We start from the raw sequence: 23,370 nt of genomic DNA on the forward strand, positions 1-23,370 counted from the left end.
GGGAGGTCAGCCCACCTGGATCTTGTAGACGTCCACGGTCTGGTGGTGCGCGGGCTGGTAGACGTAGCCGTTCAGCCCGGCGCGCAGGACCGTCACGTACTGCGGATTGGACATGTTGACCGAGGGCACGTCGGCGGCGATGGTCTGCTGGGCCTCCTTGTACGCCGTGCACCGCTCGTCGATGTCCGTCTGCTGCTGCGCGCCCTGGACCAGGGCGTCGATCGCGGGTTTGCTGTAGCCGCCGCTGTTCTGGCCGTTGTTGATGAACTTGGAGTCGAACAGCAGGTACAGGACCGAGTCGGGGTCCGGGTACGGCGGGAAGGCGTAGATCATGCCGAGGTCGGGAGTGGTGGCGTTGCTCTTCAGCTTCTCCACGTACTGCGGGTAGGTGATCGCCTCAAGCTGGAGGGTGATGCCCACCTCCGCCAGGTTCGACTGGAGCAGCGTGGCCGCCTGCTCCATCTCGGCCGTCGCCTTCAGGTAGGTCATCGTCAGGGTGACGTCCTTGAGACCGGCGGCGGCGAGGATGCTCTTGGCTTTTTCCGGGTCGCGGCCGGGCTGCGGCACGGTCGGGTCGAAGCAGGACATCGCGCTGGGCAGCACGCCGACGGCCTTCTTGCCCGCGCCCTTGAGGATCGCCGAGACGTGCTGGTCGTAGTCGTAGGAGTAGGCGATGGCCTCGCGCAGCGCCTTGTCGGCCAGCGGGGAGTCCTTCATCTTGAAGAACACGTACAGCTGCACGTTGGTGTCGGCCTTGTTCACCACGTAGCCGGAGCTTTCCAGACCGGCCCAGTCGTTGGGGTCGATGTCCATCGCGATGTCGATGTCGCCGCTGGTGAGCGAGGTCTTCTGGGTCGCCGCCTGCGGCAGGTAGCGGAAGACCACGTTGGCCGCCTGGCCGGTGAAGCCGCCCCAGTAGCCGTCGAACTTGACGAACTTGGCCTCCTGGTTGGGGGTGTACCCGGCCAGCTTGTACGGCCCGGACCCGGCGTCGTTGGAGGCCAGCCACTGCTGCCCGTCATCCGCGCCCGCGTTGCTCTTCACCAGCGCGGAGTTGAGCAGGTAGACCCTGGTCAGCGCGGCGGGGAACGGCGAGTACGCCTGCTTCAGCTTGATCGTCAGGTGGGTGTCGTCGGTGACCGTGGTCGAGTCGTAGGCGCTCATCAGCGAGGCCACACCGATCTTGAGCTTGGCGATGCGGTCCAGCGTGTACGCCACGTCGGCGGCGGTCAGCTTGGCGCCGTCGTGGAAGGTCACGTCGCCGCGCAGGGTGACGTCGAGGCTCTTCCCGTCGGCGGCGAAGGCCCATTCGGTGGCCACCGAGGGGCTGAGCTTGTCGCCCTCGTACCGGACCAGGGTGTCGTAGGCGGGGATGACCACCTCGTCCACGGTGGAGTTGTCCGCCTGGGCCGGGTCGAACGTGGCCGGCGGCTCGTTCTCGGCGATGATCAGTGTCTGCTTGCGCGGGTCGGCGCCGCCGGTGGAGCCGGTCGAGCCGCTCTGCTCGCCGGCGCCGCCGCACGCCGCGAGGGCCAGCGAACCGAGGAGCAGGAGGGAGATCAGTTTGGGCGGGATATGGGAGCGGTGCATCGGCTGTTACCCTTCGTGGTTTTCGGCTCTGGCGGGTGTGGGCCGCCAGCCGCCGGTCTCATCGACGATCACCCCGTAGATCTGCTCGGCGATCTCGGCGCTGACGTAGCCGTCCAGCACGTCGGCCACCACCGCGGCTGGATCGCGCTCCAGCGGATCGCCGTATCCCCCGCCGCCCGCGGTCCGGTTCACGAACCGGTCCCCCGCCCGCATCGCCGCGCGGTACATTCCGACCCGCTTGGCGCGTTCGGTTTCCGGCCACAGCACCATCTCGCTGGGCTCGGACTCCTGGCCGCCGTGCAGCGCCCAGGGGCGGGTCTTGCTCTTCTTCTTCATCGACAGCACCTCGCCGTCGGCCAGGTAGCGGACCTGCCTGAGCACGCCCAGGCCGCCGCGGTGCCGGCCCGCGCCGCCGGAGTCGGGGATCAGTTCGAGCCGCTCGTGGAACAGGGTCGCCTTGTGCTCCAGCACCTCGATCGGGGTGTTGCGCACCACGCTCTGCGAGGGGTGCTGCTGGGCGTTGGCGCCGTCGTGGTCCCTGCTGGCGCCCCAGCCGATGCCCTCGTTGTTGCTGATCACATAGTCGGCGCCGGTACGCGGGTCGTGCCCGAGCGCCATGAACCCGGGCTCGTCGCCCCCCGAGGAGGCGGGAATGGAGTCGAGCACCTGGGCCAGCGCCTTGTGCATCAGTTCGAAGGCGACGATGCCGCTCCACTGGGTGAAGGTCGCGACCGGGTAGACGGCGTGGAAGAAGTTGCCGGGGTCCGCCTTGATGTCCAGCGCCCGGTAGTGCCCCGCGTTGGACGGCTCCGTCGCGGTGGTCAGCTCCTTGTAGATCGCCTTGGCCAGGCTCTCGGTGGCGCCGATGGGCAGGTTGACCGGCCCGGCGACCGCGCCGTCCGAGCCGTTGAAGTCGACCTCCATGCGCTCGCCGGCGATGGTGACCTTAACCTCCATCCGGATCAGGTCGTCGGTGATGCCGTCGTCGTCGCAGTAGTCGAAGGCCGTCCAGGTGCCGTCGGGCAGCGCCGCCACGGCCTTGCGCGCGACCCGCTCACCGTGCTCGATGATCTGGCGTACGGCCTGGTCCACGGTCGGCCCGCCGAACTTCTCCCAGACCTGCGCCAGCCGGTTCTCGCCGGTGCGCAGTGACGCCAGCTGGGCGTGGAAGTCGCCGATGGTCAGGTCGGGCAGGCGGGAGTTGAAGCGGATGAGCTCGACGATGTCGCGGACGACCTCGCCCCGGCTCACGATCTTCGTGCCCGGGAAGATCAGCCCTTCCTGGTGCATGTCCGTGGAGTCCAGGACGTATCCCGGGGCCTTCGCCCCGAGGTCCATCCAGTGCGCGCGCACGGCCAGGTAGGCGGCGGGACCCTCGTGCCCGGGGCGGAAGACGGGCGCGAACAGCATCGCGTCGTAGGAGTGCGCGCCGCTCCAGTACGGATAGTTGAGCAGGTAGACGTCGCCCTGGCGGAGGTTCTCCCGGCCGACGTACTCGACGCCCTTGACGATGGCGTGGTCGTTCGCGCCGAGGAAGGAGGTGATCCCCGCCGCCTCCGCCGTCAGCTCCAGGTCGGCGTTGTAGATCGAGATGCCGAAGTCCAGCACCTCGTAGATCACCGGATTGAACGCGGCCCTGACCAGGGTGCGGCGCATCTGCTCGCCCACCGAGACCAGGTAGTTGCGGATCACCTCGACGGTGGCTCCGTCCAGCGGTTCAGTCATTCTCTCCTCCGGTGACCAGCAGTTGTCCGTAGCCGTCGACCGTGAGCCGCTGGTCGGCGAAGATCACGGTGGTCGAGGTGCCCTCCTCGACGATCGCCGGGCCGCGCAGCGTGTGGCCGGGCGCCAGCGAGCCCCTGAGGTACACCTGGAAGGGGGTGACCTCGCCGGTCGCGACGTCGAAGGCCGGGCGGGAACCGGCGGGCCGCGCGCGGCCCGGGCCGGTGGCCGGCAGCTCGCGCAGCCCTGGTTTGGCCAGCTTTCCCACCGCGCGCACCCGCAGGGTGAGGATCTGGCCCGCGTCCGGCATCGCGTGGCCGTACCTGGCCTCGTGCTGGGCGTTGAAGCGGGACAGCACGGTGGCGGCCGTGTCGCCGGGGGCCAGGTCGATGCCGAGGCTGTGCTCCTGGCCGTGGTAGCGCACGTCGAGGCGGCGGATCAGCTTGCGGTCCTCGGGCTTGATGCCCTGCGTGGACAGCACCTCCTCGCCCTGCTGCTCCAGTTCGGCGAAGGCGGGTTCGACGGCGGCGAGAGTGGCGTCGCTCAGCGGGCGCAGCACCGTGGTGGCGAATTCGTACTCCAGGTCCGACATCAGCATGCCGAAGGCGGAGAACGCGGCCGGAACCCGCGGGATGAGGGTCGTGGCGATGCCCATCTCGCGGGCCAGCATCGGGCCGAGCAGCGGACCGGCGCCGCCGTAGGCGAGCAGGGCGAACTCCCGCGGGTCCAGGGCGCGTTCGACGGTGATCTCGCGCAGCGCGCCCACCGTGCGGGCCAGCAGGACCTGGAAGACGCTCGCCGCCGCCTGGGTGACGGTCACGCCGAGGGGGACGGCGAGCTCGGCCTCGATCGCGGCGCGCGCGGCGCCGGCGTCGATGGCCATCTCGCCGTCCAGAAATGCGGCGGGGTCCAGGTAGCCGAGCACCAGCGCGGCGTCGGTGACCGTCGGCTCGGTGCCGCCCGCGCCGTACGCCACCGGCCCGGGAACCGCGCCGGCGCTGTGCGGGCCGACCTTGAGCAGGCCCTCGTCGATCCAGGCGATCGAGCCGCCGCCCGCGCCCACCGTACGGATGTCGAAGATGGGGATGAGCAGCGGGAACCCGTCGATCGCCGCCTCGTGCACCTCCCCCGGCTCGCCGTCCTCGATCACGCAGCAGTCCACGCTGGTGCCGCCGACGTCGAAGGAGATCAGCTTGGGCAGGTGCTGCTCGCGGGCCAGGAAGGACGCGCCCACCACGCCGCCGGCGGGGCCGGACAGCACGGTCATCAGCGGCGCGCGCCGGGCCAGTTCTGCGGTCATCGCGCCGCCGCCCGAGCGCATGATGTGCAGGGGGCGGGTGAGCCCGGCGTCGGCTAGGCCGCCCTCCAGGGCGCCGATGTAGTCGTTGAGCACCGGCCTGATGTACGCGTCGAGGGTGACGGTGCTGGTGCGCTCGTACTCGCGGTACTCCCGGGTGATGTCGGTCGAGGTCGAGACCGACACGTCCGGGTAGGCCGCGCGCAGGATCCGGGCGGCCCGCCGCTCGTGCGCGGGGTTGGCGTAGGAGTGCAGGAAGCAGATCGCCAGCGAGCGCAGCCCGCGTTCCTCCACCAGGAGGCGGCCCGCCTCGCGCACCGCGTCCTCGTCGAGTTCGGTCACCTCGGCGCCCTGGGCGTCCATCCGGCCGGGTACGCCGGTGCGGTGGCGGCGGGGCACGAGCGGCGGCGGGGGCGCGTACGAGAAGTCGTACATGTGCGCCGCGGGGACGTTCGCCCGGGCGATCTCCAGCAGGTCGCGGAAACCCTCGTTGGTGATGATGCCGACGTCCGCGCCCCGGCGCTGGAGGATGGCGTTCAGGCCGAGCGTCGTGCCGTGCACGAACGCCTCGACGTCGTCGAGCCGGTCCGCGAGGCCGCCGACCGCGTCGAACACGCCGCGGGCGGGCGAGCCTGGCGTGGTCGGGGCCTTGTGCAGCCTCAGCTCGCCGGTCGTCTCGTCGTAGGCGATGGCGTCGACGAACGTGCCGCCGATGTCCACCGCGAAGCGGATCGCCGATTTCACAGGGCACCTCCGTGCCGGGGAGCGGGCAGGTCGTCGCGGACGATCCGCCCGGCCTGCATGACGAAGGGGATGCGGCGCAGCGCCGAGACGTCCCCGAGCGGGTCGCGGTCGGTGACGATCAGGTCGGCCAGGTAGCCCTCCTCGACGGAGCCCGCCCGGCCCGCAAGACCGACCAGGCGGGCCGCGTCGAGGGTGCCGGCGCGCAGCGTCTGGGCCGCGTCGAGACCGGCCTCCGCCAGGAACTCCATCTCGCGGACCGCGACCACGGTGTCCTCGATGGGCTCGCCCGGCGGGTAGTCGGTGCCGGCGAGCATGGTGATGCCCGGCGCCTGGGGGTCGGCTGGGTCGGCGACGCCGGCGGCGATGGCCCGGCGGATGCTGGCCAGGTGGCCGGGGCCGACCGCCAGCGCGCGTTCGATCTGCCACGCCGTGAAGTCGTGCTCGGCCATCCACTCCGGGCAGCGGGTGACGCACAGGGTCGGGGTGAGGTAGACGCGCCGCTCCGCCATCCGCGCGGCCGTGTCCTCATCCAGTTCGTAGGCGTGCTCGAAGCCGCGCACCCCCGCGTGCAGCGCCTCCCTGATCGCCGATCCGGAGCCGGCGTGCGCGGTGACGTAGGTGCCGTGCTCCTCGGCGGCGCGGACGACCGCTCGCATCTCCTCCGCCGTCATCTGCGCGCCGGTGAACGACTCGCCCTGGTGGGCGATGCCGCCGGTGATGAAGATCTTGAGCAGGTCGGCGCCCGCCGCGAGTTCCTGCCTGGCGGCGCGCAGGAAGCCGTCGTGGCCGTCGGCGTAGGAGCAGGCGCTCCCGTGGCCGTGGCCGCCGGTGGTGGAGATCGCGCGGCCCGCGCCGACGATGCGCGGCGCGTTCACCCAGCCCTGCTCGGCGGCCGTGCGCACCAGGAGGTCGGCGCGGTTCTGCTCGTGCACGCAGCGGATCGTGGTGACCCCGGCGTGGAGGGCGTCCTGGGCTCGCGACAGCGCGCGCAGTGCCGTGAGCCCCGAGTCCTCCGATTCGTCGATGGCGGAGAACGGGTAGCGCACCGACAGGTGGGTGTGCACCGAGATCAGGCCGGGCAGGACGTACCTGCCGCCCAGCTCTACGGTGGCCGCCTCCGGTGGCGGGGCGGCGGCGGTGATCCGCTCGATCCGCCCGTCCTGCACCACCACGTTGACGTTCCGGCGGATCCGCCCGGAGCGTACGTCCACCACGTGCCCGCCGGTCAGTGTCAGCACCGCTGTCTCCCTTCGTGCGTCATCGGTTGGGTCATGAGCCGGTCGGGCCCGAGGTCGGCGATCTCCACCGGCGGCGGCGCGCCCTCGGCCAGGCGGCGCAGCGTCTCGCCCCACAGCGGCGCGAACGTGAACGCGTACGTCCCGCCGGCCACCAGGAAGCCGGGCTCGCCGGGCACCTCGCCGATCAGCGGCATCTCGTCGGGGGTGGCCGCCAGCGGTCCCGCCCAGGCGCGCAGCAGCCGCAGGTCCCGGATGAAGGGCAGCACCCGTACGGCCAGGGCCACGTTGCCCAGCAGGCTGCGCGTGCTGGTCGCGCTCCGGCCGGCCAGGTTCAGGCTCCCCGCCGGCCAGCCGCCGCCGATGAGCAGATTGCCCGCGGTGACCTGCTTCACCGACAACCCTTCGCCGATGTGCTGGACCAGGTGGGACAGGGTGACGGGGGCGCGCACGGTGGCGTGCATCTGGATCGCCACCGGCGTCATCCGCAGCCGGATCCCGGCCAGCGCGGCGATCTCGCCCAGCCACGGCCCGGCCACGTCGATCACCACGGGGGTTTCCACGACGTGCTCCCCTGCCGTGACCCGCCAGGTCGCGCCGCGCCGCGTGATCTCCCGTACCGGTGCGTACGGCACGAGTTCGGCCCCGTGCCTGGCCGCCGCGGCCAGGTAGGCGGGGGTGACCTTCAGCGGATTGGCGTAGCCGTCCCTTTCGCACCAGGTTGCGGCGGCGACCGTGGGGCCGAGCAGCGGCAGCGCCGCCCGTGCGGCGTCGCCGTCGAGGACCTCGGTCGGGATCCCGGCGGCGGCCTCCCAGGTGTGCTTCTCCTTCAGTTCCTGGCACTGGTCGGGGGTTTCCGCGATGGTGAATCCGCCGCTGCGCCGCAGTTCGACCGAGGTTTCCAGGTCGTCTTCGACGCTCTCCCACCGGTCGCTGGCCGCCCGCTGCAACGGCAGGAACCTGGCGCTGTCGAGGGGCACCTCCTGGCCGGGGCGCCGGGTGTGCACGGCCTGCACGTGCAGGTTGCCCGCCGTCGTCCCGGAGCCTTCGCGGCCGGGCGCGCTCCGGTCGAAGATCACGACCCGGCTGCCGCCGCGGGCCAGCTGCCAGGCCGCCGCGGCGCCCAGCACTCCCGCGCCCACGATGACGACGTCCGCGTTCATGCCGTCTCGCCTTCCGCGGCGAGTTCGAGCAGCGTCGATATCCGCACCGGGCGTACCGGGACCCGCGCAGGGAAGACCGTGTCGCCCCCGGCGAGTCCCGCGACGGCGAAGCCGCACACGCGCCCCTGGCAGGGGCCCATGCCCGCGCGGGTCCTGGCCTTGGCGGCGTTGACGTCTCCGGTGGCTTCGGCGCGGATCTCGCCGACGGTGACGGACTCGCAGCGGCAGGCCAGCGTGCTGTCGGGCAGGGCGGGGAGCAGCAGGTCGAGCAATTGGGCCGGGCTGGGGTAGAGCGCGTCGGTGAGGGCGGTGAAGTGGCCGAGGCGGGCGAGCGCGCGGGCCTCGGCGGGAGGGGTGGGGTGGCCGGTCTCGCGGGTGAGGATGGCGTGGGCCGCCGCGAGCCCGCGCGCCTTGGCTAGGTGCGCGCCGCCGATCCCGGCGGCCTCGCCCACGACGTACACGTCCGGGCGGGAGGAGCGGCCGGCCGCGTCGGTGACCGGGATCGCGTCGCCGGTGGCCGCGTCGGTGACGACCTCGCAGCCCAGCATGCGGGCCAGGTCGGTTTGCGGGCGGAAACCGTACCCGACGCACAGGGCGTCGACCTCGACGGTCCGGACGGCCAGGCCGGGACGCGCGGCGGCGGCCAGCGTCACGGCGGAGACGCGGTCGCGGCCGTCGGCGCGGAGCACCACGGTGCCCTGCCAGATCGGCACCCGGGCGCGGGCCAGCCGCGCGACGTACCCGGCCAGTTCGCGCAGCCGCGCGGGGTGGCGCAGCGCGCCCAGCGCCCGCCGTCCCAGCCGGTACGGCGTGCCCGCCTCGGCGATTCCGGCCACCTTCACCCCGAGCGCGAGCAGCGAGCAGGCGACCGGCAGCAGGAACGGCCCCGAGCCCGCCAGCACGACCCGCTCCCCGACCGGGGTGTGGTCGCTCGCCGCCAGGTGCTGGGCGAAGCCCGGCGTGGTCACCCCGGGGAGCTGCCACCCCGGGAAGGGGAAGGCCCGCTCGTAGGCGCCCGTGGCGAGCACGATGGCGCGGCCCCGCAACCGGACCGGCGACCCGGCCGCGTCCTCGGCGAGGAGCGTGCGGCCGTCGTCGGCCAGCCCCCAGACCAGATGGCCCGGGCGGCATTCCACGCCCGCCGCACGCGCCTCGGCGATCAGCTCGCCGCCCTCGCGGCGGTGGTCGCCCCATCGCCTGGCGACCTCGGGCGCGGGCCGCCGGTAGTACTGACCGCCGAGTTCGGGCTGCTCGTCCAGGATCGTCACGGTCAGCCCGGCCGATGCCAGCCGGGCGGCGGCGGTGAGCCCCGCGGGCCCGCCGCCCACGACGACGACGTCACGCTCAACGATCATCGGGCGCTCCGGTGTCGACGCGCATGCCGGGCCGGATCCTGGTGAGGCAGGCGCGGACCGAGGGCACGCCGTCCACGGTCACCTCGCACTCGAAGCACACGCCCATCCCGCAGAACGGGCCGCGCGGCCCGCCGTCGACCGGGTTGCGGCGAAGCGCCCACCGGCGGTCGCCGACGAGCGCGGCGGTGAGGCTCACGCCCGCCACGGCGGTCACGGGGCGGTCGTCGACGATGATCGTCGCGGTACGGGTCATCGCGCGCCCCGAGCTTCGGCCAGGCCGGACTCCCGCAGGACCGCGCCGATCGCGTCGAGTGTCGCCGTGTCGACGATCGGCAGCAGCGGCGGCCTGAGGTGTCCCCCTGGCTGTCCGAGGATCGCCATGGCGGCCTTGAGCTGGGCGATCGGCGTGCCGTACACGCCGCTGTAGTCGGGGTTGATCAGGCGGGTGGAGAGCCCCGCGTACCGGTCGGCCCAGCCGCGGGCGGCCTTGGCGTTCCCGGCCGCGACCGCGTCGTAGTACGGCACCGCGAACGGCGCGCCCAGCCCTCCCCCGTCGATGTTGCCGTCGCCGCCCAGCTCCATCAGCACGGCCAGGCCGCGCCGGTGCACGAAGCTGCCGAAGACCCGGACCTGGTCGCTCACGGCCTCGACGGTGCCGAGCATGCGCAGCCAGTCGCCGGTGCTGTCCTTGATCGCCACGACGTGGTCCAGGTCGGCCAGGCGCCGCATCAGCCCGGGATGGGCGGACATGTCGACGCTGACGCCGCGCGGCCAGTTGTAGACCATGAACGGCAGGTCGGTGGCCGAGCTGACCTCCCGGAAGAAGGCGAGGATCTCCTCGGGACCCGGATGGACGTACGGCGGAGGGGTGGCGAGCACGCCGTCCGCGCCCGCCTCGGCCGCGTGCCTGGCCAGCTCGATCGCCTCGCCGGGGGTGTAGGCGGTGACGCCGATGACCACCGGGATCCGCCCGGAGAGTTCGGCCACGGCGATCTCGGCGACGCGGCGACGCTCGGCGGGCGTCTGGCTGAACCACTCACCGGTGCTCCCGTTGACCAGGACGCCGTGCACCCCCTGCGCCGCGTAGAGCCGGAGCAGCGCGCGCCACGCCTGCTCGTCCAGCGCTCCAGCCGCGGTGAAGGGTGTCGGCGCGGCCGGCCAGTAGCCCCGCCAGCTGACGTCGTCGCGATCCATGGGTCCCCCGGGTCTCTGCTACGCCCCACGTTCGTGGGATCGATTGCATAAGGTTGCGCCCGTGGGCCGGTTCTGGTCAAGCAAGAAACATGCTTTTTACCTGTTCAATTTCCCGGAAACATGGCAGCGTGGAATTCCCATCTGGGAAGATCGCGGGATAGGATGGGATCGATCCCAGCAAGGAGCAGGATGGCGATCACGTTGAAGGACGTCGCGGGCGCGGCGGGCGTGTCACGGAGCACCGCGTCGCGTGCCCTGAGCGGTTCCCTGCTGATCTCCCCGGAGACGAGGGCCGCCGTGGAAGAGGCGGCGGCCAAGCTCGGCTACCGCCCCAACCGCGCCGCCAGCACCCTGCGCTCCCGCCAGTCCCACCTCATCGGCCTGGTCCTGAACAACCTGATCAACGCCTCCTTCCACACCATCGCCGAGGTGGTGCAGCGGCGGGCCGCCGTCGAGAACTACCAGGTGATGCTCTGCATCACCGACGCCGACCCGCGCCGCGAGGAGTCGTTCCTGCGCACCCTCGCCGCGTACGGCGTGGACGGATTGATCATGATTGGGACCGGCAAGAACGCGGCGCTCACCAACGCGCTCCTGGCCGAGGGCATCGGGATGGTCAGCGTCATCCGGGCCGCCGCCGAGAGCGCCGCCCCCAGCGTGCTCGCGGCCGACCGCGAGGGCGCGCACGCCGCCACCACCCACCTGCTCGACCTCGGGCACGAGCGGATCGCCTTCATCGGCGGCGAACTGACGACCAACTCGGGACGGGAACGTTTCGCGGGCTACGAGCAGGCGCTGCGCGAACACGGCCGCCAGGTCGAGCAGGATCTCGTCGAGCGCGGCCCCTTCGACCCCGCCTTCGGCGCCGAGGCGACCACCCGCCTGCTCCGCCAGAACCCGACGGCCCTGTTCACGGCCAACCACGAAGCCGTGTTCGGCGCCCTGCCCACCCTGGTGGCCGCCGGAATCGACATTCCCGGCCGGCTCTCGCTGATCTGCTACGAGGACATCCCCTGGCTACGCTGGTGGCAGCCCGCCGTGACCGTGGTCGACAACGGCGCCAGGGAACTGGGCGAGCTGGCCATGGACCTGCTCCTCCAGCAGATCGAGAAGCGCTCCCCCGGCGAGCACGGCACTGGCCGCTCCTACCGCGTGGGCGCCAAACTCATCACCCGCGCGTCCTGCGCGCCCCCGCGCTGACGGGCCGGTCAGCGCAGGCGGGCGTAGAAGGCGCGCAGGTCCTCGGTCAGCACCTCCGGCACGATGTGGGCGGCGTAGTGGCCGCCGCGGCCGTACGACTTCCAGTGCACGATGTTCTTGTGGTCGCGCTCCGCGAACGTGCGCATGGAGACGAAGTCGCCGTCGAACATCGCGAGGCCGGTCGGGACGGTGGTGGGCCCTTCGGGGTGCTCGGCGTGCGCGTCCTCGTAGTAGAAGCGGGTGGCCGACGTCGCGGTGCCGGTCAGCCAGTAGAGCATCGTGTTGGTCAGGACGAAGTCGGCGTCGACGTCGACGGTGTCGCCGAAGAGCTGCGCGTTCCAGCCAAGCAGCCCGACCGGCGAGTCGAAGATCGCGTACGACAGCGTCTGCGGCTGCTGCGCGTGCAAGGCGTTGAACGACATCTTGTTGTCGTAGAACCACTGCAGCACTTCCAGCGCCTTCTGGTCCTCCGGGGTGATCTTCTCGAACTCGGCCGGATCGCCGGATGGGAACGAGAAGAGCTGGGTGACGTGCACTCCGACGACGTGCTCGGGGTCGAACCGGCCGACCTCGGGCGAGACGAACGAGCCGCCGTCGTTGCCGACCGCGCCGTAGCGGTCGTAGCCCAGCCGCCGCATCAGCTCCGCCCACGCCTTGGCGGTGCGGTACCGGTTCCAGCCTTTCTCCTTGGTCGGGCCGGAGAAGCCGAAGCCGGGCAGTGACGGGATCACCACGTGGAACGCCTGCGCCGGGTCCTCGGGGTCGGTGAGGGGCTCGATGACCTTGAGGTACTCCACGATCGAGCCCGGCCAGCCGTGCGTGAGGATCAGCGGCAGGGCGTTCTCGTGCCGCGAGCGGACGTGCAGGAAGTGGATGTTCTGCCCGTCGATCTCGGTGGTGAACTGCGGAAACCGGTTGATCTCGGCCTCGTGGGCGCGCCAGTCGTACCCGTCGCGCCAGTACTCGGCGAGCCTGCGCACGTACTCCACCGGAACGCCGTAGTCCCAGCCTGCTCCGGGGATCTCGTCCGGCCAGAGGGTGCGGTCGAGGCGGCTGTGGAGGTCGTCCAGCTGGGCCTGCGGGATGTCGATGCGGAACGGCTTGATCTCGGTGTTTTCGCTCATGACAGGTACGCTACGGACCCTTCCGGTCAGGTTCTGTCCTGAAGTCCTGGCATGCTGGGGAACATGTTGGAAACCTCGGCGCGGCTGCTCCGCCTGCTGTCGTTGTTGCAGGCCAGGCGGGACTGGTCCGGCGCGGACCTCGCGGAGCGGCTGAATGTGAGCGAGCGGACCGTGCGCCGCGACGTCGAACGGCTGCGCGATCTCGGATATCCGGTGAACGCGACCCGGGGCACCGACGGCGGCTACCGGCTGGGCGCCGGCACCGCCATGCCGCCGCTCCTGCTCGACGACGACGAGGCGGTGGCCGTGGCGGTCGGGTTGCGCACCGCCGCCGGCGGAAGCGTCACCGGCATCGAGGAGACCTCGGTACGCGCGCTGGCCAAGCTGGAACAGGTGCTGCCCTCCCGGCTGCGGTACCGGGTCAACACGCTGCAGACGTACACCGAACCCGTGCCCGCGGACCGTCCAGGACCGGCGGTCGACCCGAGCGTGCTGACCGCGCTCGCCGCGGCCTGCCGCGACCAGGAGCGGCTGCGGTTCGACTACCGCGCCCACGACGGAACCACCGGCGTCCGGACCGTCGAACCGCACCGGCTGGTGTCGTGGGGCCGCCGCTGGTACCTGGTCGCGTGGGACGTCGACCGCCAGGACTGGCGCACCTTCCGGGTCGACCGCGTCGAACCGCGCGTCCCCACCGGCCCCCGCTTCCCCCCTCGCGATCCGCCCGAGGGCGGCGCGGCCGCGTACGTCGCGCGGGGGGTCTCAGCCGCGGCCTGGCGCTATCGATCCCGGGTCGTCGTCCACGCGCCCGCCGAGGTCGTGACCGAGCGCGTCAACCCCGCCGTCGGCGTGGTGGAGGCTCTGGACGAGCACACCTGCGTGCTGCACACCGGCGCGGACTCCCTCAATACCCTCGCCGTCTACCTCGGCATGCTCGACCTGGACTTCGAGGTCACCGAGCCCCCGGAACTCATCGACCACATCCGCGACCTCACCGCCCGCTACGCCCGCTCCACCCCGTGATCTGTCTCACACATGTCACAACGATCGAGCCCGCGGTGTCTTAAGGCTGAACGCCGAGAAGCGAAGGAGACACCATGGCTGAGCACACCGAGGTCGTTGTGATCGGCGGCGGATACGCCGGCGTCATGGCGGCCAATCGCCTGACGCAGCGCGACGACGTGACCGTGACCCTGATCAACCCGCGCCCGGCCTTCGTCGAGCGGATCCGCCTGCACCAGCTGGTGGGCGGGTCCCACGACGCGGTCGTCGGCTACCGCGACGTCCTGGCCGAGGGCATCGGGCTGGTGGTCGACACCGTGACGCGGATCGACGCGGCCGAGCGCCGCGTGCTGCTGGCGACCGGCGGCACGGTCGGCTACGACTACCTGATCTACGCGGTGGGCAGCGGCAGCGCCGACCGGAGCGTGCCAGGAGCGGCCGAGTTCGCCTACCCGATCGCCGGTTTCGAGGAAGCTCAGCGGCTGCGGGCGGTCCTCGACGCCGCTCCCGCCACGGCCGCGGTGACGGTGGTCGGAGCCGGTCCGACCGGCATCGAGACCGCCGCCGAGCTGGCGGAGGCCGGCCGCGCCGTGACCCTGGTGTGCGGCGAGGCGCTCGGCCCGTACCTGCACCCGCGGGGCCGACGCTCGGTCGCCGGGCAGCTGGCCAGACTCGGGGTGACCGTGCTCGACGGCCCCGGCGCGAGGGTGACGGCCGTGACCCGCGATGCCGTACGGCTCGGCGATGGCCGCGAGCTGCCGAGCACGGTGACCATCTGGACTGCCGGCTTCAGCGTGCCGGACCTGGCCGGCCGCAGCGGGCTGAGCACCGATGCCCTGGGCCGTCTGCGTACGGACGAGACGTTGACCAGCGTGGACGACGTGCGCATCGTCGCGGCCGGGGATTCGGCGGCGCCGTCGGACCTGCCGTTCCGGATGAGCTGCCAGGCCGCGATCCAGCTGGGCCCGCACGCCGCCGACACCGTGCTCAGCCGGATCGCGGGCGAGCACCCCGCGCCGCTCGCGCTGGCGCTCGTCGCCCAGTGCATCAGCCTGGGGCGCCGGGCCGGCATCTTCCAGTTGGCCCACAGGAACGACGTCGCGATGAGGCTCTACATCGGCGGCCGCCCTGGCGCGAAGGTCAAGGAGTTCATTTGCCAGGGCATCCGCTGGCAACTGGCGTACCAGGCACGCAAGCCCGGTTCGCTGAACTTCCCGGCCTGGGCCAAGGATGCCAAGCGCCGGCAGCTGCTGCGGGCCATATGAGCGACCGCGCCGCCGACCCGGCGACCGAGGCTTTCGTCGCCCACCGCAACCTGCTCTTCACCGTCGCCTACGAGCTGCTCGGATCGGCGGCCGACGCCGAAGACGTCCTCCAGGAGACCTGGCTGCGGTGGGTCAAGGTCGACGTGGGGCAGGTGCGCGACCAGCGTGCCTACCTGGTCCGGATCACGACCCGGCAGTCGCTCGGCCGGTTGCGCACGATGCGGCGCCGCAAGGAGGCGTATGTCGGTCCCTGGCTGCCCGAGCCGCTGCTCACCGCGCCGGACGTGGCCCAGGACGTCGAGCTCGCCGAGAGTTTGTCGATGGCGCTAATGCTCGTCCTGGAGACGCTGTCGCCGACCGAGCGCGCCGTCTTCGTGCTGCGCGAGGCCTTCGGCGTCGGCTACGACGAGATCGCGGCCGCCGTCGACAAGACCCCCGCGGCCGTCCGCCAGATCGCGCACCGCGCCCGCAGGCACGTCGATGCCCGCCGCCCTCGCGAGGTGGTCTCCCCGAGCGAGAACCGGGCGGCTCTGGAGGCGTTCCAGCGCGCACTCGAAACCGGGGACCTGCAGACCCTCCTCGATGTGCTCGCCCCGGATGTCGTCCTCGTAGCCGACGGCGGCGGAGTCAAGCAGGCCGCGCTGCGTCCGGTCATCGGCGCCGAAAAGGTGGTCCGCATGATCGTCGGTGGTATCGCCAGGTACGGAGGCACGGCCACCATTGGCCCCACCCTGGTCAACGGCAACCCGGCACTCGTCGTACACCTGGACGGCGAACTCGACGGCGTCATAGCGATCCGTGTCGAAAACGCCCTCATCACCGGCTTCTACTACGTCCGCAACCCCGAGAAGCTGTCCCGCGTCGAATCCGAAACCCCCCTCACCCTGCGATGAATACCGATGACGAGCCAGCCCGCAGTCTCGGAGCGGCCTGGACCTGACAGTGGGCCGGCGCAGCGGGATGGAAGCAGGGTTTGGAGTTTTAGCGCTGGTATCGGGCAATGCGGCCACAATATTGTCACTGGGATTACTCGTTCAGCTTGGTGGCCACCTTGTGCCGGTCGGGAGCCTTGATCGACACTTTGCGGCCCCATCCGGTGAAACGGCTGTCGATGGTGATGGTCTTGCCGTCCATTTCGTTCGTGTCGAATACCCCGGTGGCCGGGTAGGAGCTGACCACCCTGGTGACGAGGCCGGCGGAACTGATGGTGAGGGTGTAGGACACCTTCGTGTCGTCGCTGGCGCGCAGCGGGATGGAAGCGGAGAACCAGGGCGACGCCTTGTCGAGTTGTTTGAAGGTGATCGTGCCGGTGTAGGTGTTCCTGACCTTCTTGGCCTTCTTGATCAGGACGGACAAGGTCGTGGGCTCGGCCGGGTTGATCACTTGTCCTTGGAAGCCAGCGGCGCCCGCGGCAAAGGCCTCGGTCCGGTACCAGGTCTTGCCCTTCGGGAGGTCCTCCTTCCACGTGCCGCCTGAGACGTAGCAGACCTTACCCACGCTGATGGCCCGCTCCGGCGGCAAGGCGCGCCTGGACGCGGCCGCGCCATCGAGCCACTTGGCGGTGATGTCGGAGGCCGCGATCCCCTTCTTGCTGAACTGGAAGGTCCCGGTACGGCCCAGGAGCTGGGCTTTAACGACATCCCCGGATAACGTCGTGACGTCCTTGCCGGATAATGTCGTGGTCTCGGTGAAGCGGACGCCATGGCCGGGCACCAGTTTGGCTTTCAGCGCGCGTACCGGATCCACCGGCGCGGCCTGTGCGGGAACGGCGGTCATCAGGAGCCCGCCACCGGCCAGCAGAATCGTGATCATCTTTTTCATGGCCGCGATCATGCCGAAGATCAGCTGCAAATGCCGCTGGTTAACGAAATCTGCCTACTTCATGCACCAAACGCCCACAAGTAATACCGGCTCGATACTTCTGCCGTGGCAGTATCGGGGCGTGCAGGAGCAGGAATACACCGTCGATAGCCAGCCGGGTGGGCGAGGGCGCATGTTCGTCCCGGTGCCGTTCGATCCGGATGCGGTTTGGGCACCCAAGCATGTGCATCATGTGACGGGGACGCTGAACGGGATGGGTATCCGTGCGGTGATCATCGAGCACAAAGGGCAACGCGGTTTTCTAGTTGGCCCTGCCTGGTTGCGGTGTGGGCTGGAGCCGGGGGCGCAGGTGACCGTGGTGCTGGCGCCGGAGGGGCCGCAGCGAGCGGATCTTGCCGATGATGTGGCTGCGGCGCTGGAAACCAATCCGGCGGCGGGCGCGTTCTTTGACTCGCTCGCCCAGTTCTACCAGCGGGCCTATCTGCGCTGGATCGATGCCACCAAAGGCCGCCCCGTGACGCGGGCGCAGCGGATCGCCGAAATGGTCACGCTGTTGGAGGCGGGGATGAAGCAGCGTCCCAGGACCTGAGCGCGCTACGCCGCCTGCTACATCCGCTATGAGAACGGCCAACGGCCCAATCCGGCCAGCGTCCCGGACGAGCAGTGGGCGTGCCTCGACTGGTACTACACCTAAGATCCTCCCTTGAGGTGGATTCAGGTCAACCGGTGCCGCCGGGGGAGATCAGGCCGGTCTCGTAGGCGACCACTACGGCTTGGACACGGTCACGCAGGCCGAGCTTGGACAGGATGCGCGCGACGTGGGTCTTCACCGTGGTCACGCTGAGGGTCAGCTGGTCGGCGAGTTCGGCGTTGCTCAGGCCGGTGGCGAGCAGGCGCAGCACGTCCAGTTCCCGCGGCGTCAGCGGGGACAGATCGCGGTGGAGGGCGGGCTTCACGTTGTCGCGGCGGGCGAAACGTTCGACCAGGCGGCGGGTGATGGTGGGCGCGAGCAGGGCGTCGCCGGAGCGCACCAGGCGTACCGCGGCCACCAGGTGTTCGGGTGTGACGTCCTTGAGCAGGAACCCGCTCGCCCCCGCGGCGAGCGCGGCGTACACGTAGTGGTCGAGGTCGTAGGTGGTCAGGATCAGCACGCGGGTGTCCTCGGCGCCGCCCGCGAGGATCCGCCGGGTGGCTTCGAGGCCGTCCATCCGCGGCATCCGGATGTCCATAAGCACGACGTCGGGCCTGGTACGGCGGACCGCGGCGACGGCTTCGTCCCCGTCGGCGACCTCAGCCGCCACGTCGATGCCGTCAGCGGCGAGGATCATGCGGAATCCCGTGCGTACCAGGGCCTGGTCGTCGGCGATGACGGCGCGCAACCGCTCGGTCATGGTGTCCTCCACGGGACGCGGGCCTTGATCCGGAATCCGCCTTCGGCAGTCCGTCCGGCGTCCAGAGTCCCGCCGTAGATACCGAGCCGCTCGCGCAACCCGATCAGCCCCCTGCCGTCGCCGGTCCGCGGCCCGGCGCTCCGTGCCCCACCGGTGTCAGTCACTTCGATCTCCAGCCAGTCGCCGTCATGACCGATCGTCACGGACGCGGCGGCCCCGGCCGCGTGCTTGATCGTGTTGGTGAGGGCCTCCTGCACGACGCGGTACGCGGCGAGGTCGATCCCGGGAGGCAGCGGCCCAGGCGGCGACACCTTGACGCGCACGGGCACACCGGCGGCGCGGACCCGATCCACCAGTGCCTCGAGCTGGTCGAGCCCGGGTTGGGGTTCGAGCCCGTCGGAGGGCCCGTCGAGACGCTCGCCGCCCGGGCCGGCGAGCAGGCCCATGACGTTGCGCAGTTCGGCCATGGCGGCCCGGCCGCCGGACTCGATCGCGATCAGAGCCTGCTTCGACTGCTCCGGCTCCACGTCCATGACCTTGCGGGCCGCGCCAGCCTGGATCACCATCACGCTGACATTGTGGGTCACCACATCGTGGAGTTCGGCGGCGATCCGGGAGCGCTCCTCCGCGACAGCCCTGCGCATGGCGTTCGCCTGCGCCTGCTGCAGCTCGGCGAGCCGATGCCGGCTGGCGCCCAGCTGGCGCCGCCAGAATCGCACGAAGCTCCCGAAGACGCCGACGCTCAGCAGGACGACGAACGGCCCCATCCAACTCGGCAGCCCAGGCGCGATGTCCCGGAACGCGCCACCGGCGAGCCCGGCCGCGAGCACGAGGCCACCCATTGCCAGGAACCGGTTACGGCCGTGGACGACGGCGCCGTACGCGGCGACAGCGCAGGCCAGCACGGTGATCCAGGTGGCACTCGCGTATGTGGCCAGCGCGGCGGCCAGCACCACCCAGAAGGTGATGAGCGGGTACCGGCGCCGCGCCGCCAGCGGCAACGCCGTCAGCGCCACCAGGAACGCGGTCGGATCCCAAGGGAGAGGCTGGGCCGGCTCGTTGCCGGACGGGTTGCCAGGGGGTGGGGACAGGACATCAGGAGGTGGTGGGCGGTCGGTCGGGGGATCAGGCACTGGCGGGAGATCAGGAACCGGCGGTAGGGGCGCAGTGGCAGGTCGGAGCCGTAAGTACTCGATCACTCCGGACTGATCCGCGACGGGGCCGTTCACCGGATATTTCACCGATAAGGTCACCGCGATGACCGTCAGGACGATCGCGACCACCACGTCGGCGGCGAGTGCTCTGCGAGACGGCCTTGGGGGTCCTTCGCTACTCAGCCCCGGTGTGTCCCGGTAGTCCTTCTCCAGCTGGCTGCCTAGGTCAAGCACATGCCGCCACCGCGGTGGTCGTTCACCCGTCTCCACCGGCACATTGTCACCGCCTGCCTGCCCGTCACGCATCGGCCGTTGTGACGGGGCGCACGGTCTTCGGGAGTACATCGCAGGGATGATCTGGCGGCCCTTCGTTCTCAGGCAGTACGCGATCTCGGTACGACGGCCGACGCGCACCGGCACAAGCAGTGCCTAGTTTCGTTCCCACGTCGAGGCGCTGTTCATGACCACCTTTCGGACCATCGCTCAGGAGGACATAGCGTGACTTCTGTCCTGCAGGCCCAGGCACTGGGCAAGAAGTACGGCAAACGCTGGGCGCTGCGCGACTGCACCGTCGACATCCCGGCAGGCCACGTCGTGGGGCTGGTGGGCCCCAACGGAGCCGGCAAGACCACGCTGCTGAAGCTGGCGAGCGGTCAGCTCGAACCGACGGCGGGGGACATCAACGTGCTCGGCGGCCGACCCGGGAGCACGCCCGCGCAACTGGCCAGGGTCGGGTTCGTCGCCCAGGACACCCCCGTCTACGCGGGGCTGACCGTCGCCGAACACCTGCGATTAGGCGCCCGGCTCAACCCCCGCTGGGACGCCGCACTCGCGCGCGAACGCATCGGACAGCTCGATCTCGATCCCTCGCACCGGGCGGGCAAGCTGTCGGGCGGCGAGCGCGCCCAGCTCGCTCTCACCCTGGGCCTGGCCAAGCGTCCCGAGCTGCTGATCCTGGACGAGCCCGTGGCCTCGCTCGACCCGCTGGCCCGCCGCGACTTCCTGCAGGGCCTGACGGAGGCCACCGCCGGGCACAAGCTGAACGTGGTGCTCTCCTCCCACCTGGTCTCCGACTTGGAACGGGTCTGCGACTACCTGATCGTCCTCGTCGACTCCCGCGTCCGGATGGCCGGGAAGGTCGACCAGTTACTGGCCACCCACCACCGGCTCACCGGCCCGCGCCACGCCCTCGATCGGCTCCAGCACGTGATCTCCGCCAGCCACACCGACCGGCAGAGCGCCGTCGTCGTCCGTAGTGACGCCCCCATCCACGACCCCGCCTGGACGGTCAGCCGGCTCAGTCTGGAGGACCTCGTCCTGGCCTACATGGACAAGCACGCCGCGGAGAACCGGCGGGTCGCCCTGGAGGTGCAGCGATGATCTGGCTGACCTGGCGCCAGTTCCGCGGCTCGGCCGCGCTGATGGCGGCCGTGCTCGTCGTTCTCACCGCCGTGCTGGCCTTGACCGGCCCGGACCTGGCATCCCGCTACGCCGCCGGGATCGCCGGGTGCACTCCGGACGACACCTGCGACCGGTTCTTCGACGGGTTCTTCGGCGAACATCAGCTCCTCTTCGTGGCCGTCAGCTTCGTCGTGCTGGCCCTGCCCGCTCTCGTCGGGCTTTTCTGGGGAGCACCGTTGATCACACGCGAGCTGGAGGCGGGCACGCACCTGCTGGTGTGGAACCAGAGCGTCACCCGCGGCCGCTGGCTGGCGGTCAAGCTCGGGCTCGTCGGTCTGGCGGCTATGGCCGCGGCCTGCCTGTGCGGTCTCGCGGTGACCTGGTGGTCCGACCCCCTGGACAAGTCGGCTGTTCTGGACCTGGCTCTGATGGCTCCGCTGGTGTTCGGCGCGCGTGGCATCGTCCCGATGGGGTATGCGGCCTTCGCTTTCGTCCTCGGCGTGACCGTGGGCATGCTGGTGCGCCGCACGCTGCCCGCCATGGCCCTCACCCTGGCCGCCTTCGTCGCGGTCCAACTCGCCATGCCGCTGCTGGTCCGGCCCCACCTGATGCCCCCGGTCACCTCGACCTTCGAGCTCAGCCACGTGAACGGGGGCGGCTTCCACGTACAGGGAGAGGGAGGCGGACCTGTGCTGATTTCCATGCAGCCGGGCGTTCCCGGCCACGCGGGCGCCTGGGTCCTGGCCAGCGACCTCCTCGATCCGTCCGGACGTACGATCGCCGGCATGGGCGAAGAAGCGCCCATCCCCGTATCGGCAACGTCGGGACCCTGCGCACCGCAGGGGGGACCACCGAACTTGGACGCGTGCTGGGTCGAGATCAACCGGCTCGGCTACCGGCAGCAGGCGACTTACCAGCCCCTGGAGCGCTTCTGGCCCCTCCAGTGGATCGAAACCGGAATCTACGCCCTGCTCACCCTCGGCCTCACCTGGTTCTCCTTCTGGTGGATCCGGAGACGCCTGTCATGACCATCCTCAGGACCGCGGCCTCCGGGCTCGCCCTCCTCCTGGCGGCCGCCTGCACGGCACCCACCCCGCCGCGCACCCAGGCGAGCACAGCGGGCGCAACGGCCTGCGCGCCACCCCAAGGCCCGTGGGAACCGGAGACGGCCACCACGATCGACGTCATCGAGCAGGCGTACTTCTGCATCCTCGGCAACTACTACAGCGGCGCCACGCTGGACGCCCGATCGCTGCTGACCGCCGGATTCGTCGCCCTGACACAGGAGATCAACCGCAACGGACGCGACGTGCCCGAGGCCACCATGCCGGCGCTGACCGGTGACCGGAAAGCCGACTGGACCGCCTTCGAGACCGCCTACCGGAAGATCACCGACCAGGTCCCCGACCTGCGCGACAAGCTGGCCGTCGTCACCCTCGAAGCCATCGTGGCCGCCCTCGGCGACAACCACGCCCGGTGGACGCATGATGTGAAGCGTCCGCCCGACTACTACGACGGCGACGGCTACGGCCTGGGGTTCCAGGCGAACGTCAACGGCCCTCAGGTGGACGGCAACCCGGGCGTCGCGCTCGCCCCGCTGTTCGTCACCACCGTGCTCGGCGGCGCGGCGAAGGCCACCGGGCTGCGCCCCGGCGACATCATCGAGTCGATCAACGGGACGCCGCCCTTCTTCGACGGCGAGGCCACCCCCGCGATCGCCGCCCTCTACCCGGACTACCCCGAGGCGCGCCCGGTCGAGCTGCGGCTCCTGCGGCAGGCCACCGGCCGCCGCTGGACGGTCACGCTCAAGCCTGGCCCCTACGAGCGGGATCTGGCCGCCCTGCAGGTGGTGCGGTCGAAGCTGCTGGACGACGTCGCCTATGTACGGCTGACCGGATTCGCTCCCGACTCCGCGAACAGGGTGCTCAAGGCGATCTCCCGGCTGCGTATCGGCCGGACCCTGGCCGGTGTCGTGCTGGACCTGCGCGGCAACGGCGGCGGCAGCCCCGTGGAGGCCACCCGGCTGCTGAGCGCGTTCGTCCACGGCAAGATCACCGCCTACCAATGCGCCGCGGGCGGAAGATGCTCGACCGCCCGGACCGACGACACGGTCGAACTGCTCGAGCTGCCGCTGGTGGTGCTCACCGACCGGAGCTGCGCCTCGGCGTGCGAACACGTCAGCGCGGCCGTCAAGGACCTGCGCATCGGCCGGCTGGTCGGCACCAGGACCGCCGGGGTCATCTCCGGCCCGGCGCAGTCGTACCTGCTCGGCAACAACACCCTCCTGGGCTTCCCCGCCAGGCACCACCTGGGGCCCAACCGTGAGGTGATCGACCAGGTCGGCGTGCCGCCCGACCACTACGTGCCCCTGACCCCGCAAGACGCGGCCACCGGACGCGACCCCGCGCTGGCCAAGGCCCTGACCTTGCTGCACAAGTGAACGGACCTCTCCATGAGACAGCTCCTGGCCCTCGCCGCGGGACTGGCCGTCCTGGCCGCGTCCGCCTGCTCCGCCCCCGCACCACCCCGGTCCGACGCCCCACCGGCCACGCCGGCCGGACCCGCCATCCTGCCCGCCCCCACCGGCGCCCATCCGGTCGGCACCACCGCCCTGTACCTGAAGGACACCTCCCGCCCCGATCCCTGGAACCTCGACGCCGACACCAGGGAGCTCAAAGTCACCCTGTGGTACCCGACCAAGCAGCGCGAAGG

20 protein-coding genes and 1 pseudogene are annotated in these 23,370 nt (G+C 70.9%); 9 read left to right on the top strand and 12 right to left on the bottom strand.

The window, feature by feature from the left end; genetic code table 11:
* Nucleotides 1–6: 6 nt before the first annotated feature.
* Genes Amac_RS41730 through Amac_RS41765 form a run of 8 tightly spaced genes read right to left on the bottom strand, consistent with a single transcriptional unit; the run spans nt 7 to nt 10,300 of the window.
* Nucleotides 7–1,590, bottom strand: a complete 1,584-nt coding sequence (locus tag Amac_RS41730; RefSeq protein WP_155359956.1) for an ABC transporter substrate-binding protein — start codon at nt 1,588–1,590, stop codon at nt 7–9.
* Nucleotides 1,591–1,596: 6 nt separating this feature from the next.
* Nucleotides 1,597–3,315, bottom strand: a complete 1,719-nt coding sequence (locus Amac_RS41735; RefSeq protein ID WP_155359957.1) for a hydantoinase B/oxoprolinase family protein — start codon at nt 3,313–3,315, stop codon at nt 1,597–1,599.
* Entirely contained in the window at nt 3,308–5,353 is a 2,046-nt protein-coding gene (locus Amac_RS41740; protein WP_155359958.1) for a hydantoinase/oxoprolinase family protein, read from the bottom strand. The genes Amac_RS41735 and Amac_RS41740 overlap by 8 nt, the downstream gene beginning before the upstream one ends.
* Nucleotides 5,350–6,591 (bottom strand): metal-dependent hydrolase family protein, encoded by a 1,242-nt coding sequence (locus Amac_RS41745; RefSeq protein WP_170322931.1) that lies wholly within the window; start codon nt 6,589–6,591, stop codon nt 5,350–5,352. The genes Amac_RS41740 and Amac_RS41745 overlap by 4 nt, the downstream gene beginning before the upstream one ends.
* Nucleotides 6,585–7,751 (bottom strand): NAD(P)/FAD-dependent oxidoreductase, encoded by a 1,167-nt coding sequence (locus Amac_RS41750; protein WP_155359960.1) that lies wholly within the window; start codon nt 7,749–7,751, stop codon nt 6,585–6,587. The genes Amac_RS41745 and Amac_RS41750 overlap by 7 nt, the downstream gene beginning before the upstream one ends.
* A complete protein-coding gene (locus Amac_RS41755; RefSeq protein ID WP_155359961.1) occupies nt 7,748–9,106 on the bottom strand; it encodes an FAD/NAD(P)-dependent oxidoreductase in 1,359 nt (452 codons plus the stop codon). Before Amac_RS41755 ends, Amac_RS41750 begins: the two co-directional genes overlap by 4 nt.
* Nucleotides 9,096–9,359, bottom strand: a complete 264-nt coding sequence (locus Amac_RS41760) for a (2Fe-2S)-binding protein (protein ID WP_155359962.1) — start codon at nt 9,357–9,359, stop codon at nt 9,096–9,098. Before Amac_RS41760 ends, Amac_RS41755 begins: the two co-directional genes overlap by 11 nt.
* Entirely contained in the window at nt 9,356–10,300 is a 945-nt protein-coding gene (locus Amac_RS41765; protein WP_155359963.1) for a dihydrodipicolinate synthase family protein, read from the bottom strand. The genes Amac_RS41760 and Amac_RS41765 overlap by 4 nt, the downstream gene beginning before the upstream one ends.
* A gap of 189 nt (nt 10,301–10,489) precedes the next feature.
* Here Amac_RS41765 and Amac_RS41770 point away from each other — a divergent pair, with 189 nt between their 5' ends.
* Complete coding sequence (locus Amac_RS41770) at nt 10,490–11,500, top strand: LacI family DNA-binding transcriptional regulator (protein WP_155359964.1); 1,011 nt, start codon at nt 10,490–10,492, stop codon at nt 11,498–11,500.
* 8 nt (nt 11,501–11,508) lie between these two features.
* Here the strand turns inward: Amac_RS41770 and Amac_RS41775 are convergent, their stop codons facing one another.
* Complete coding sequence (locus Amac_RS41775; protein WP_155359965.1) at nt 11,509–12,624, bottom strand: epoxide hydrolase family protein; 1,116 nt, start codon at nt 12,622–12,624, stop codon at nt 11,509–11,511.
* A 63-nt stretch (nt 12,625–12,687) separates the two neighbouring features.
* Between Amac_RS41775 and Amac_RS41785 the strand changes: the two genes are divergently transcribed.
* The 3 genes from Amac_RS41785 to Amac_RS41795 all read left to right on the top strand — a co-directional run bounded on the left by Amac_RS41785 (nt 12,688) and on the right by Amac_RS41795 (nt 15,784).
* Nucleotides 12,688–13,647, top strand: coding sequence for a helix-turn-helix transcriptional regulator (locus Amac_RS41785; protein ID WP_170322932.1), 960 nt, complete (start codon nt 12,688–12,690; stop codon nt 13,645–13,647).
* 74 nt (nt 13,648–13,721) lie between these two features.
* On the top strand, nt 13,722–14,891 hold the full coding sequence (locus Amac_RS41790) for an NAD(P)/FAD-dependent oxidoreductase (protein WP_155359967.1): 1,170 nt from the start codon (nt 13,722–13,724) through the stop codon (nt 14,889–14,891).
* On the top strand, nt 14,888–15,784 hold the full coding sequence (locus tag Amac_RS41795; RefSeq protein WP_155359968.1) for an RNA polymerase sigma-70 factor: 897 nt from the start codon (nt 14,888–14,890) through the stop codon (nt 15,782–15,784). Before Amac_RS41790 ends, Amac_RS41795 begins: the two co-directional genes overlap by 4 nt.
* 133 nt (nt 15,785–15,917) lie before the next feature.
* On the opposite strand, the gene Amac_RS41800 is transcribed toward Amac_RS41795, so the two are convergent.
* On the bottom strand, nt 15,918–16,712 hold the full coding sequence (locus Amac_RS41800; protein WP_155359969.1) for a hypothetical protein: 795 nt from the start codon (nt 16,710–16,712) through the stop codon (nt 15,918–15,920).
* On the opposite strand from Amac_RS41800, the gene Amac_RS41805 reads away from it, so the two are divergent.
* Entirely contained in the window at nt 16,711–17,301 is a 591-nt protein-coding gene (locus Amac_RS41805) for a YdeI/OmpD-associated family protein (protein WP_218041607.1), read from the top strand. The two genes, Amac_RS41800 and Amac_RS41805, sit on opposite strands and share 2 nt — an antisense overlap.
* Before the next feature lie 130 nt (nt 17,302–17,431).
* Here Amac_RS41805 and Amac_RS41810 read toward each other — a convergent pair whose 3' ends face one another.
* Both Amac_RS41810 and Amac_RS41815 read right to left on the bottom strand, forming a co-directional pair.
* On the bottom strand, nt 17,432–18,103 hold the full coding sequence (locus Amac_RS41810; RefSeq protein ID WP_155359970.1) for a response regulator: 672 nt from the start codon (nt 18,101–18,103) through the stop codon (nt 17,432–17,434).
* Nucleotides 18,100–19,527, bottom strand: a complete 1,428-nt coding sequence (locus Amac_RS41815; RefSeq protein WP_246269049.1) for a sensor histidine kinase — start codon at nt 19,525–19,527, stop codon at nt 18,100–18,102. Before Amac_RS41815 ends, Amac_RS41810 begins: the two co-directional genes overlap by 4 nt.
* Before the next feature lie 228 nt (nt 19,528–19,755).
* Between Amac_RS41815 and Amac_RS41820 the strand changes: the two genes are divergently transcribed.
* From Amac_RS41820 to Amac_RS41835, 4 genes and pseudogenes are all read left to right on the top strand, one after another.
* Nucleotides 19,756–20,637, top strand: a complete 882-nt coding sequence (locus Amac_RS41820) for an ABC transporter ATP-binding protein (protein WP_155359971.1) — start codon at nt 19,756–19,758, stop codon at nt 20,635–20,637.
* Nucleotides 20,634–21,686: an ABC-2 membrane transporter-related protein gene (locus tag Amac_RS41825; RefSeq protein ID WP_155359972.1), complete on the top strand. Its 1,053-nt coding sequence runs from the start codon at nt 20,634–20,636 to the stop codon at nt 21,684–21,686. Before Amac_RS41820 ends, Amac_RS41825 begins: the two co-directional genes overlap by 4 nt.
* A complete protein-coding gene (locus Amac_RS41830) occupies nt 21,683–23,098 on the top strand; it encodes a S41 family peptidase (protein WP_155359973.1) in 1,416 nt (471 codons plus the stop codon). The genes Amac_RS41825 and Amac_RS41830 overlap by 4 nt, the downstream gene beginning before the upstream one ends.
* Before the next feature lie 12 nt (nt 23,099–23,110).
* Nucleotides 23,111–23,370, top strand: a pseudogene (locus Amac_RS41835) (alpha/beta hydrolase); the annotation flags it as partial.

Origin of the sequence: Acrocarpospora macrocephala (assembly GCF_009687865.1) — a bacterium.
Lineage (GTDB): Bacteria > Actinomycetota > Actinomycetes > Streptosporangiales > Streptosporangiaceae > Acrocarpospora > Acrocarpospora macrocephala.

Excerpts from the sequence above, each read along its gene's own strand:
- Amac_RS41730 (WP_155359956.1), bottom strand. The coding sequence starts at position 1,590 with ATGCACCGCTCCCATATCCCGCCCAAACTGATCTCCCTCCTGCTCCTC.
- Amac_RS41735 (WP_155359957.1), bottom strand. The coding sequence starts at position 3,315 with ATGACTGAACCGCTGGACGGAGCCACCGTCGAGGTGATCCGCAACTAC.
- Amac_RS41750 (WP_155359960.1), bottom strand. The coding sequence starts at position 7,751 with ATGAACGCGGACGTCGTCATCGTGGGCGCGGGAGTGCTGGGCGCCGCG.
- Amac_RS41755 (WP_155359961.1), bottom strand. The coding sequence starts at position 9,106 with ATGATCGTTGAGCGTGACGTCGTCGTCGTGGGCGGCGGGCCCGCGGGG.
- Amac_RS41760 (WP_155359962.1), bottom strand. The coding sequence starts at position 9,359 with ATGACCCGTACCGCGACGATCATCGTCGACGACCGCCCCGTGACCGCC.
- Amac_RS41765 (WP_155359963.1), bottom strand. The coding sequence starts at position 10,300 with ATGGATCGCGACGACGTCAGCTGGCGGGGCTACTGGCCGGCCGCGCCG.
- Amac_RS41770 (WP_155359964.1), top strand. The coding sequence starts at position 10,490 with ATGGCGATCACGTTGAAGGACGTCGCGGGCGCGGCGGGCGTGTCACGG.
- Amac_RS41775 (WP_155359965.1), bottom strand. The coding sequence starts at position 12,624 with ATGAGCGAAAACACCGAGATCAAGCCGTTCCGCATCGACATCCCGCAG.
- Amac_RS41785 (WP_170322932.1), top strand. The coding sequence starts at position 12,688 with ATGTTGGAAACCTCGGCGCGGCTGCTCCGCCTGCTGTCGTTGTTGCAG.
- Amac_RS41790 (WP_155359967.1), top strand. The coding sequence starts at position 13,722 with ATGGCTGAGCACACCGAGGTCGTTGTGATCGGCGGCGGATACGCCGGC.
- Amac_RS41795 (WP_155359968.1), top strand. The coding sequence starts at position 14,888 with ATGAGCGACCGCGCCGCCGACCCGGCGACCGAGGCTTTCGTCGCCCAC.
- Amac_RS41805 (WP_218041607.1), top strand. The coding sequence starts at position 16,711 with ATGGCCGCGATCATGCCGAAGATCAGCTGCAAATGCCGCTGGTTAACG.
- Amac_RS41800 (WP_155359969.1), bottom strand. The coding sequence starts at position 16,712 with ATGAAAAAGATGATCACGATTCTGCTGGCCGGTGGCGGGCTCCTGATG.
- Amac_RS41810 (WP_155359970.1), bottom strand. The coding sequence starts at position 18,103 with ATGACCGAGCGGTTGCGCGCCGTCATCGCCGACGACCAGGCCCTGGTA.
- Amac_RS41825 (WP_155359972.1), top strand. The coding sequence starts at position 20,634 with ATGATCTGGCTGACCTGGCGCCAGTTCCGCGGCTCGGCCGCGCTGATG.
- Amac_RS41830 (WP_155359973.1), top strand. The coding sequence starts at position 21,683 with ATGACCATCCTCAGGACCGCGGCCTCCGGGCTCGCCCTCCTCCTGGCG.